This is a genomic window from Bifidobacterium bifidum ATCC 29521 = JCM 1255 = DSM 20456 (genome assembly GCF_001025135.1).
Lineage (GTDB): Bacteria > Actinomycetota > Actinomycetes > Actinomycetales > Bifidobacteriaceae > Bifidobacterium > Bifidobacterium bifidum.
On the sequence record NZ_AP012323.1, the window covers coordinates 1812208 to 1823539 of the forward strand.

Genomic DNA, 11332 nt, shown 5'->3' on the forward strand with positions numbered 1-11332 from the left:
CGGGGATTGCGCACATTAGCGCACAATCGAACAAAACCGAAAAGCCCGGAGTTCCGGCCATCAGCAGCGAATACTGTTCATTGGCGAAAAACGGGGGGCGCACGAACCGTAATGAGAATGGTTCGCTGCGCCCGTCCGCGAAAAAGCGGCGGACACCCGAAAGCGCCCGCCTCCCATGTATATATGCGCCTTACTTGCGCTCGACTTCCTGCATCTCAAAGGTCTCGATGATGTCGCCGAGCTCGATGTCGTTGAAAGTGCCGAGGTTGATACCGGCCTCGTAGCCTTCCTTGACCGACTGCACGTCGTCCTTGAAACGACGCAGCGAGGAGATCTCCAGGTCGTTGACCGTGGCGACGCCGTTGCGCAGGATACGGCACTTCGTACCGCGCTTGACCTCGCCGTCCTGCACCATGACGCCGGCGATGTTGCCGAACTTGGAGGAGCGGAAGATCTCGCGGATCTCGGAGTGGGAGGTGACGACCTCCTCGTATTCCGGCTTGAGCATGCCCTTGAGGGCGGCCTCGATGTCTTCGATCGCCTTGTAGATGATCGAGTAGTACTTGATCTCGACGCCTTCACGGTCGGCCAGATCCGCCACCTGACGGTTCGGGCGCACGTTGAAGCCGATGATGACGGCCTTGTCGACGGTCGCGAGGTTGACGTCGTTCTGGGTGATCGCGCCGACGCCGCGGTGGATGACCTGGATGCCGACCTCGTCGGACACCTCGATCTTCATCAGGGAGTCTTCCAGCGCCTCGACGGAACCGGAGGAGTCGCCCTTGATGACGATGTTGAGCATGTCCACCTCGGACTTGGCGAACTGCTCCTTGAGGCTTTCGAGCGAGACGATCTTGCGGCGTTTCGCGAGCTGCGCGGCGCGTTCGGTGGCTTGGCGCTTCTCGGCGATCTGGCGGGCGGTGCGGTCGTCGGATGCGACCAGGAAGAGATCGCCGGCGGTCGGCACGGACGTCAGACCCAGCACCTGCACGGGCGTGGACGGGGTGGCTTCCTTCATATGGTTGCCGTTCTCGTCGAGCATGGCGCGCACGCGGCCGTACGAGGTGCCGGCGACGATGGCGTCGCCGATGCGCAGGGTGCCCTGCTGCACGAGCACGGTCGCCACAGCGCCGCGGCCCTTGTCGAGTCGGGCTTCGACGGTGGCGCCTCGGGCGTCCATATCCGGGTTCGCGCGCAGGTCGAGGTCGGCGTCGGCCGTGAGCAGCACGGCTTCGAGCAGCTTGTCGACATTGGTGCCCTGCTTGGCGGAAATGTCGACGAACATGGTGTCGCCGCCGTACTCCTCCGGCACGAGGCCGAACTCGGTGAGCTGGCCACGGACCTTCTCCGGGTTCGCGCCCGGCTTATCGATCTTGTTGACGGCCACGACGATCGGCACCTTGGCCGCCTGCGCGTGGTTGATGGCCTCGACGGTCTGCGGCATCACGCCGTCATCGGCGGCGACCACGAGAATCGCGACATCGGTGAGCTCGGCACCGCGGGCACGCATGGCGGTGAACGCCTCGTGGCCAGGGGTGTCGAGGAACGTGATCTTGCGCTTCTCGCCTTCCAGATCGACGGTCACCTGATAGGCGCCGATGCGCTGGGTGATGCCGCCGGCCTCGCGGGCGATGACGTTGGTCTTGCGGATGGTGTCGAGCAGTCGGGTCTTACCGTGATCGACATGGCCCATGACGGTGACGACCGGCGGACGCGGCTTCAGATCCGCGTCTTCCTGCAGCTCCTCGCTGTCAAGGTCGATGTCGAACTGCTGCAGCAGCTCCTTGTCCTCCTCCTCGGCGGAGACGATCTGGATGTTCCAGCCGATCTCCTCGCCCAGGATCTGGAAGGTGGATTCGTCCAACGACTGGGTGGCCGTGGCCATCTCGCCGAGATGGAACAGCACGGTGACCAAGGCCGCCGGGTTGACGTTGATCTTCTCCGCCAGATCGGCGAGCGAGGCGCCCTGACGCAGGCGAACGGTCTGGCCGTTGCCGGTGGGGATGCGCACACCGCCGATGACGGGCGCCTTCATCTCCTGGAATTCCTGACGCTTCGCGAGACGGTTCTTGCGGGCCTTGGACGACTTGCCGCCCTGACGGCCGAATGCGCCGGCCGCGCCGCCGCGACCGCGACCGCCGCCGCGCGACGGACCGGTTCCGGACGTGTTGGAGTTGTTCTGGAAGCCGCCGCCCTGACCAGCGCCGGTGCCAGCGCCGGCACCGAAGCGGTTGCCGCCCGCGGGACGGGCGCCGCCGGTCTGACCCGGACGGTTATGCCCCCACTGCCCCGGCTTGGCGCCCTGCGCTCCCTGACCGGGACGACCGCCACGGAATCCTCCGCGACCGCCCTGACCTGCGCCGGGACGACCGCCACGGCCGCCGCGATTGTCGTTGTGGTTGCCGTTTACGGTCGGACGGGCCATCGGGTGCGGACGGGGGATGTCGCGCGGGGTGGGCGCGTGCATGCCCTGCTTGCGGCTGAACGGGTTGTTGCCGGGACGAGGCCCCGGAGTCGACGGACGGGCGCCGCCGTTGGCGGAAGGTGCGCTGCCTGCGCCCGGCTGCTGGCCCTGGCGCGGCTGACCCTGATGGGAGCCTCCTCGGGAATCCTGCGGACGGCCGCCGGCGTTGCCGCCGTGACCGGGTTGGTGGGAACGCGGGCCGGGGAAGGCGCCGCGCTGCCCTGAAGGCGCGTGCGGATTGTGACGCTGCGCGGGTGAGGGACGGTTCTCGCCGCCTTCACGGTTCGGTCGAGCGTCACGCATGTCGCCGCGGGATTCGTTGCGATTGTCGCGCGGCGTCGTGCCGCGATTCGATGACGGCACATGTGCAGCAGGCGCCGCAGAGCGCGGTTCCGCCGGACGCGGTGCCGCGGCGGGCTTCTTGCCCAGACCGGGCTTGGCTACAGGTGCGGGCTTGACTGCGGGAGCACGATGCTCCGACGGTGCGGGAGCCGGTGTCTTGCGTTCCGCTGCGGACGCTCCCGGCTTCGCCTCGCCCTTCTGGAAGGCGTTCTTCAACTTGCGCGCCACCGGCGCCTCAACCGTCGAAGAAGCTGATTTTACGAATTCACCCATGTCCTTGAGTTTGTCAAGGACGGTTTTGCTGTCGACGCCAAAATCCTTGGCAAGCTCGTACACGCGTTTTTTCGCCACATTACTCCTAATTCTGGGCCGCGCGTAGACTCGCGCGGCTATTTTCCGATGACGGATTCTGCCCGTTTCATCGTGCAACCATGGTCGTGTTACCTCATATCTCGATCCCGTGGCATGACGGCATAACGCATCCACACCCGGTGTGCCGTGTCCAGCATACTAGGGACGTTGGATGTGCCGTCGGCCGCGCGTCACCGCCGTGTCGCGGATCACTTGCCTTCGGCAGCGACCTTCTTCGCGTGCGCTTCGGTGGATTCGATGCCGATCTTCCATCCGGTCAGCTTCGCCGCGAGACGCGCGTTCTGGCCTTCCTTGCCGATGGCCAGCGACAGCTGGTCATCATGGATGAAGGCGATGGCGGTCTTGTTCTTCTCGCTGATGACCTGCACGCCGGTGGCGACGGCGGGAGACAGCGCAGAGGCGACGAACTTCGCCGGATCGGCGGACCAGTCGACGATGTCGATCTTCTCCGGTCCGAGGTTCTCCATGACGGCGCGCACGCGGGCGCCGCCGGGGCCGATCAGGGCACCCTTGGGGTTGACGCCATCGGTGTTGGCGCGGACGGCGATCTTGGTGCGGGCGCCGGCCTCACGGGCGATGGCCATGATCGACACGGCGCCGGACACCAGTTCCGGGACCTCGCGCTCGAACAGGCGACGCACCAGCTCGGGGTGCGAACGGGAGACGACGATCTCGGGGCCCTTGACGCCGCGCGCCACGTTGACGACATACACGCGCAGACGCTCGCCATGACGGTAACGCTCGCCGGGCACCTGCTCGCGACGGGGCAGAATCGCCTCGACATCGCCGATGGCGACATGCACGTTCGTCGGATCGCTGGCATCCTGCTGAACGATGCCGGTGACGAGCTTGCCCTTCTGGCCGGAGAAGGCGCCGAAGACCTTGTCGTCCTCGGCCTTACGGAACAGCTGTCCGATGACCTGGCGCGCGGTGGCCGCGGCGAGGCGCCCGAAGTTGCGCGGGGTGTCGTCGTACTCCTCGCCCAGCTCCGGTGCGGGATGAGGGTCATCCTCGGTGGGCTCCACCGGGATCTCCTTACGAGCCCACACGGTGAACGTGCCTGCCCGCGTGTCGAGTTCGACACGGGCATGCTTGGCCGCATGAGGTGTTTTCAGATAGGCCAGACGCAGCGCCTCTTCCAGTGCGGCGTCCAGTTGTTCGAGATCGATTCCTTGCTCGATGGCGAGCTGATGCATTCCTGCCAGGTCCAGTTCCATACTCAAGACCTCCTATGAAGTTATAGCCGTGGTGGCGCGCATATGGTCACAGTCGTCTATTAGTGTAGAGGCCTATGCAGACACGTCATTGGCCAGATCACGGCATTCCATGCCGTGAGAGGAACATATCTTCGTGGTGTCGCCGTATCGTCGCGGCACTCTGCATCACCGCCCTGTGCGGCGCCCTGAGCGCCTGCAGCGCGCCCCGGATCGATGGGCGCGCGGAGTCGGAACACCAGCCCAGCGCCTGCGAGAGCGCCTACTGGGCCGCCGACGCGTCGACGGCCACCATGAACGGCCGTCACCATATCATCATGCGATATCTCGCGGCGAAGCAGGCCGTCGGGCAGTGGAGCGAGGTGGCCGCCACCTGCACCCAGCGATTCGCGCAGGGCACGATCAGAAGCGCCCAGGCCGAGCATGTGGCCGTGACGCTGGGCACAAGGCTCGGTGGCAACGACACCTACCGCACGGTCTCCGACGACAGCCTGAGGCAGGTTCTGGGCATCGACCTCGACGGCGCCACCTTGGGCGCCATGTCGCTGGCCGAGGACCGCGCCGGGTTCGTCATGGAGGTGCTCGCCGCGCGGGATACGCCCGGCGCCACCCTGAGCCGGTCCGACCGGCACAAGACCGCGGGGCAATTGCTCTTCACCGCGTCCGGCTTGAGCCGCGACCCACGAGAAAAGGTCTACGACATCCAGAAGATCCTCGCCTCGCCGACCTCGATGACCGATTCCACGACCGGCCTGAGCGTGCCGACAACGGCCTTGACGGAGATCGACTGCGCCCGGGAGCAGCTCGCCGCAATGGCCGATGACGGGGCGTCGGCCAAGTCGAAGCACACCGACAAGACCGGCAACAACACCAACGGCAACGGCGATACCGACAGTGCAACTGACACCACCGACGTCAACGCCACCGATACCAACACCGTCGGCACGGAAAACGACGCACGCCTGCGTGTCCTCTCCACGCTGATCTCCTCCCACATCACCTCCGCATTCGCACTCGGCTACCCCGACATGGACGCGTTCCTCTTCTCCTGATCGCGTCACTCCCGCAGCCCTATTATGCATACGGGGGTAAAAGCAACACCCGTACGCCGCAGAAGTCAGCCCGATTGCATATGCGCAACATAACCGTTTCTTCGTAAAAGGTCTCACGTTGCCGTGAAACCCGATGGAAAAAACGCCAAACTCACCCTCGATGGCTCATCGATGAGCCAGCAACGACAACGTAGGGCCTATAGGAGCTTTTGTGGTGTTTATGATCGAGGTCTGGCCTTGTACGAGTAGGCGTGTCGGCATGTCTTTTTCCCCGCGTGGAAAAAGATGCGCTCCCGGTGGTGGGCTGGATGGTGTGAGAACGCCATCCAGCAAAGCGAAGAAATGCCCGGCATGCGGGCGTGCGATGAAGAAGAACGGACGGACCGGCAAGGGCACGCAACGGTGGAAATGCCGGGCCTGCCGGCTGAGCTCGACGATGCCGCAGCGCGGCCGCAGACGGGCGCGGACGCTGGAGGAGTTCCTCTCATGGCTGCCGGGGCCGTCGTCCCAGACGGCGTCGGAATCCACGGGCGACGCGCACGCCCTGCGCAAGCGGATCGCATGGTGCTGGTCAATCCGGCCGCGCATCGCCCCGCCGGACGCGAAGCGCCACACGGTCATGGCCGACGGCACGTACATGGGCCACGGCTGGCGCCTGATCATCGCCATCGACGGCGAAAGCGGAGAAGTCCTCGCCTTCCAGTGGCGCGCATACGAGGAGCTGCGCCGCTGCTGCCGGCGGTTGGAGAAACTGTTCCGCGCGGGGGACTCTTCGCCTTTCCCGGGCCGGCGCTTGCCGCAGGTGGGCCGGTGGCGCGCACCACGAACCGGCTGGAGGGCGGCGTCAACTCGGTCGTCAAGAACGTGTTGCGCAACCCGCGGACTGCCCGAGGAGCACATGCTCCGCGCGTGCGAATGGGTGTGCTACATGAAGACCGCGCACCCGCGGCCGGAATCATTCATTCCCGACGATCCGCTGGAGGACGGGAAAGCGACGTCGCCCGAACCGGAAGGCGACGCCTCGCCCGCATACGGGATCGGCATCGACTGGAACGAATTCCACACCGGCACGCGATATCCCAACGGCACCGACTGACGCCGAGAACCAGACCTAAAGCACCACAAAAGTTCCTATAAGCCCGAAAGAGGGTTCCGGGAGAATCCCGGAACCCTCTTTGCTGGCGGATAGGGCGAGATTCGAACTCGCGGAGGGGTTAGCCTCACACGCTTTCGAGGCGTGCTCCTTAGACCGCTCGGACACCTATCCATGCGCTGCGAAAAAACGCAACTTGTTCATTATAAGTCGATTTCCCGATTACGCAAATCAGCGCGTGGCGCACCTGCCACCGCTCCATCGAGCCTCCATCGGCGAGCTATCTGCGTTTCGAGGGGTGGATTCAGCTCCTGCAAAACATCTATCTGCATTTCAAGGGGTTGGTGGTCAAGTATGACGGCTCGCTAATCCGCATGATTCCAATAGCGTAACAAGCCGAATACATCAGGTATCGCGTTTGAGCAACCCCCTGAAACGCAGATAGATGACCCGAGCAGCCTCAATCAACCCCTCGAAAGCGAGATAGCCCGCAAAACGCCCCAGGCAACCGTCCTCACAGCAGCTGCTCGTGGACGGAGGCGTTCACCCATTGGTTCTGCTGGACCTGATAGCCCGAGAAGATGCCGATGTCGAGCATGCAGTCGCGGTAATCGCGCCCGTGGGCGATGGTGATGTAGTTGTCGTCGACCATGCGGTTGTGGGTGGGGTCGAGCCCGATCCAACGGCCGTCGTGGTAGATCTCCACCCATGCGTGCGTCGCACCCTCGCCGCCCAGCAGGCCCGCGATGTAGCGGGCGGTCAGCCCGACGTGGCGGCACACCGAGAGCATCACGTGCGCGTAGTCCTGGCACACGCCCTTGCGCTGGGCGAGCGCCTGCTCGGCGGTGGTGCGGATCGTGGTCGAGGCGGGCGTATACGTGAACGCCTGATACACCTCGTCCATCACCTCCCATGCCTGATCAATCGGAGTGGCATCGGCCGGCAGCCCGGCGATGCGCGCCCGGCACGCCGCGATCATGGCCTCGATGCACGGCCCGGGAATCGTCAGCGCCGAGTTGAACCGGTACAGCGGCTTATAGATCTCCGACTTGATGTGGGCGTTGTCGACGAACGCGATGCCCTTCACCGAATAGCTGAATATCGTGTGAGGCTGCGGGATGAACCCGGTCATGACCACGGAATCGAACGAGTCGATGGTCGTCTCCAGTTCGACGTCCGGCTCGATGGCGACCTCCACGTCCACCACCTGCTGTCGCGGACCGGTCGCAGGCACGCAGCGCAGTTGGAAACGATGGTCGGTGACCGGCGAGCTGAACGTCAGCTTCATCTCGTAGTCAAACACCAGTTTCTTCATGACGGCAGGCTCCTCGTCGGATAATGCTCGCAAAAATCCACTCTAGTCTAGCAGAAACGGCGGAGGTCATCCGTCAGCTGACGGCCGCCGACCGGTCACTCTCCGATCGGCGGCCTGCCCCTCACGGACGCTTGGCGTCCATGTTCATCGCGTTGAGCATGCCCGCGTCCTTCGGGTCGCCGGTGATGGCCCGGCTGTTGAAGTCGGTGAGGAACTCGTTCAGGCGGCTCGTCAGCTCCGGGTAGCCGCGGCTCGGCAACTGCCCGAGTAGCCAGCTGATGCCGGACACGAAGCATGAGGGCAACGGCATGCCGTCGAGTGTGCGCGAGTAGGTCTCCAACTTGGCGAGCGGCGCGTCGAGCTCGCTATTGTCCAGATGGAAGCGGGTGTACAGGTCGATGCGCTCGATGTACTTGCCGATGAACACGAACGCCTTCAGTGTGATGTCTGCGGTGGAGTTCTCGATGCCGCCCCAGAACGCGAGCATGTCGTCGGCGATGTCACGCTGCGAGTAGATGTCATCCGCGCTGGCGGAACGCTCGGCGGCCTCGGTGATGTTCTTCACCGCGAGCTCGACGTACTGCAGCAGCCTCGACGTCAGCTCCGGGCGCAGCACCACGGCGTTGTTGAACGCGGCGACGATGGCGGAGCGCACCGAGTCGGGGTTCGTGCCGTCGTAGAGGAAGGAGTGGATGAACCCGTCGAAGTCCTCGAAATCCTGCGGTAGGTCGAGCGCCTTCGCGAACGGGCGGAACGCGTCCACATCGGTGTCCATCACGCGGTCGTAGAAGGGGAAGAACTGCACGAGTGTCGTGAACGCGCGCTCGGTGTACCGCCCGAGCCAGTACAGGTTGTCGGCCTTCGACGCGGTGACCAGCGACAGCGAGTGCCGCTTCGAATGCGGAATGAGGTTCACCGAGGCGACCGACTCCTCGCGCTGCCTGTCCGTGCTGCCGTCTTCGGGCGCCAGCACCCACGTATCCTTGAATCCGCCGCCCTGCGACGAGTTGACGATCATCTGGCCGGGCACTGACGAGTAGCGCGTCAGGCCGGAATACCACACGTGCGTGTTCTGCCCGGTGACCACGAACGCGCGCAGATCGCACTTGCGCGGGCTCACCTCGCCACTGTCCGGGTCGATCACGTCGATGTCGCGGAACTGGATGACCTCCTGCGCGATAAACCGGCGCGGATCCTCCTTGATGCGGTCGGCCAGATCCTCCCGCGCGGCCTTGTCGAGCGACGAGCCGAACACGACGCCGTAGCCTCCGGCTTCCGCCACGTCCTTGATGACCAGCTCGCCCATGCGGTCGAGCACTTCCTTGCGGTCCTTCTCGAACATCGGCATGTAGGTCGGCGCGTTGTGCAGGATCGGCTCCTCGTTGAGGTAGTAACGGACCATCTGCGGCACGAAATAGTAGATCGCCTTGTCGTCCGCGGCCCCGTTGCCGGGCGCGTTGATGATGGCGACGTTGCCGGAACGGTAGGCCGACAGCAGTCCGGGAACGCCGATAACCGAGTCCGGGTTGAACGCGAACGGGTCGAGGTATTCGTCGGACAGTCGGCGGTACACGGCGCCCACGCGATGCCGGTTGCCGGCATAGTCGAGGAAGTACAGCTTGTTGTCGACAACTTCCAAGTCTTCGGGGAACGCGAGCGCCGCGCCGGTCTTCTCGGCCAGGTAGGCGTGCTCGAAGAACGCCGAATTGTAGCGTCCCGGCGTGAGCACGACGGCGATGCCTTCGGTGGATACGAAGTCCATGGCCTTGCGCAGCAGCCGCGGATAGTCGCGGTTGTCGCGCACGTGCACGTCGCGGAACAGTTTGGGATTCGTACGGCGTTCGATGTCGCGCGCGAACAGCGGGTAGCTGGCTCCCGACGGGATGCGCAGGTTGTCTTCCAGCACCCACCAGCGCCCGTCCTCGCCTTGGACGAGGTCTTCGCCTGCGATGTGCGCGAAGATGCCGCCGGGAGGAGTCACGCCGTTGACTTGCGGAAAGTAACCGGCCGACGTGTACACGTATTCTTCGGGGATGACGCCGTCGTGGATGATGCGCTTGTCTGAGTATATGTCTTTGAGGTAGGCGTTGAGTGCGTTCACGCGCTGCTTGAGGCCGGCTTCCAGCTCGTCGAATTCGTCGGATTCGATGATGCGCGGGATCGGGTCGTATGGAAACAGCCGGTCGTGGTATTCGCCGTTCTTGTATACGCCGAAACGCACGCCGTTGCGGCTCAGTTCACGGTTGATGTCTCCTCGCCTGTTGACCAGTTCCTCGGCGAATTGTCGGGCTGACCGTTCTGTCATGGCGACTCCTTGTCTCACAGATACGCATGCTGAACGCTTATGCTCTATGATACTGAACTCGTCCCAGCGTATGCGGCCGTGGTTTCCGCATTCGCTCGAAAAATCGACAATCATGTTACGAATCGGTCGCGCCGCGAACGGTTCGCCGGCCTGCCGAACGTCTGCCTTCGCGCCCACCCCCGCGTCTACAGCGTGCGCTTGGCGCGTATACGCTCGGCCCGTTCGGCGAGCTCGTCGTCGGCGGGATAGGCGACGTGCTCCAGCGTCAGCCCTTGCGGCGCGATCGGCCCTGTGGAGCTCTCGCGCAGCGGCACGGCCATCTTCTCTCGGAACCAGTCGGTCGAGCGCTTGCCCATGCCGACCTGTATGCAGCCGCCGACCAGCGAGCGCACCATGTTGCGAGCGAAGGCGTCGGCGACGATGGTGAAGCACAGCAGGTCGGATTCGGCGGCCGGCGTGCGGTATCGCTCCCCCATGCCGTCGACGACCAGCGGCCGGGTGGGGATCCGCCGCCAATATGCGGTTTTGACCTCGCGAATCGTGGTACCGCCCGGATTGGGGGTGGCGAACGAGCCGAAATCATGCAGTCCGATGGTCATCGCGGCGGCCTCGTTCATCGCGGCGACGTCGAGGTCGGCGTCGAGGTGCAGCACGAAGCCGCGCAGACGCGGGTCGACTTCGCTGGCACGGTCGGCCACGCGATACACGTAAGTGCGTTCCAGTGCGGAGAACCTCGCGTCGAATCCGCTCGGCGCGACCGTCACGTCATGGATGGTGATGTCTGCGGGCAGCATGCGTTGCAGACGGTGCTTGAGCGCTACGGTCGGCGGCACGCTCATGTGCCCGACGCAGCGGCTCAGCGTTTCCTCGCCGATGTCGAGATGGCAGACCTGATGCGAGGCGTGCACGCCCGTGTCGGTGCGGCCGGCGACGGTCAGGCGCAGCGGCTCGGCGGGATCGTCGACCGGCACGCGCGTAATCGTGTGCAGCACCCGTTCGATCTCGCCCTGCACGGTGCGAATCGTCGGCTGCTTCGCCCATCCGAAGAAGCCGCCGCCGTCATATGCCAGGTCAATGCGCAATCTCATCACGCCCACCAGTATATCGACGCCGCGCCGAGTCCCCTCCCCCACCTCGCGACACCCATGTGCCGATACACTGTGGGCAAATGTTGG

Annotated in this window: 6 protein-coding genes, 1 tRNA gene and 1 pseudogene; 2 read left to right on the forward strand and 6 right to left on the reverse strand. The window is 64.6% G+C overall.

Annotated elements, in window-relative coordinates:
* Window positions 1-190: 190 nt before the first annotated feature.
* Window positions 191-3157, reverse strand: a complete 2967-nt coding sequence (gene infB / locus BBBF_RS07595) for a translation initiation factor IF-2 (RefSeq protein ID WP_033509818.1) — start codon at window positions 3155-3157, stop codon at window positions 191-193.
* A 209-nt stretch (window positions 3158-3366) separates the two neighbouring features.
* Window positions 3367-4395: a transcription termination factor NusA gene (nusA, locus tag BBBF_RS07600; protein ID WP_003815687.1), complete on the reverse strand. Its 1029-nt coding sequence runs from the start codon at window positions 4393-4395 to the stop codon at window positions 3367-3369.
* Window positions 4396-4685: 290 nt separating this feature from the next.
* On the opposite strand from nusA, the gene BBBF_RS07605 reads away from it, so the two are divergent.
* Together BBBF_RS07605 and BBBF_RS07610 are read left to right on the forward strand one after the other, a co-directional pair.
* On the forward strand, window positions 4686-5444 hold the full coding sequence (locus BBBF_RS07605; RefSeq protein ID WP_003814598.1) for a hypothetical protein: 759 nt from the start codon (window positions 4686-4688) through the stop codon (window positions 5442-5444).
* Between the two features lie 313 nt (window positions 5445-5757).
* A pseudogene (locus tag BBBF_RS07610) lies at window positions 5758-6540 on the forward strand (IS1/IS1595 family N-terminal zinc-binding domain-containing protein).
* An 83-nt stretch (window positions 6541-6623) separates the two neighbouring features.
* On the opposite strand, the gene BBBF_RS07615 reads toward BBBF_RS07610, so the two are convergent.
* The 4 genes from BBBF_RS07615 to BBBF_RS07630 form a co-directional block, all read right to left on the reverse strand.
* A tRNA-Ser gene (locus BBBF_RS07615) sits at window positions 6624-6711 on the reverse strand.
* A gap of 340 nt (window positions 6712-7051) precedes the next feature.
* Complete coding sequence (locus BBBF_RS07620) at window positions 7052-7852, reverse strand: transglutaminase family protein (protein WP_003814594.1); 801 nt, start codon at window positions 7850-7852, stop codon at window positions 7052-7054.
* A gap of 121 nt (window positions 7853-7973) precedes the next feature.
* Window positions 7974-10157, reverse strand: a complete 2184-nt coding sequence (locus BBBF_RS07625) for a circularly permuted type 2 ATP-grasp protein (RefSeq protein WP_003822766.1) — start codon at window positions 10155-10157, stop codon at window positions 7974-7976.
* A gap of 185 nt (window positions 10158-10342) precedes the next feature.
* The gene (locus BBBF_RS07630) at window positions 10343-11245 is read right to left on the reverse strand and encodes a tRNA pseudouridine synthase A (protein WP_033509836.1); all 903 of its coding nucleotides are present in this window, start codon (window positions 11243-11245) and stop codon (window positions 10343-10345) included.
* Window positions 11246-11332: the final 87 nt, after the last annotated feature.

Coding starts and splice junctions, on each gene's coding strand:
- nusA (WP_003815687.1), bottom strand. CDS start 4,395: ATGGAACTGGACCTGGCAGGAATGCATCAGCTCGCCATCGAGCAAGGA.
- BBBF_RS07605 (WP_003814598.1), top strand. CDS start 4,686: ATGAACGGCCGTCACCATATCATCATGCGATATCTCGCGGCGAAGCAG.
- BBBF_RS07620 (WP_003814594.1), bottom strand. CDS start 7,852: ATGAAGAAACTGGTGTTTGACTACGAGATGAAGCTGACGTTCAGCTCG.
- BBBF_RS07625 (WP_003822766.1), bottom strand. CDS start 10,157: ATGACAGAACGGTCAGCCCGACAATTCGCCGAGGAACTGGTCAACAGG.
- BBBF_RS07630 (WP_033509836.1), bottom strand. CDS start 11,245: ATGAGATTGCGCATTGACCTGGCATATGACGGCGGCGGCTTCTTCGGA.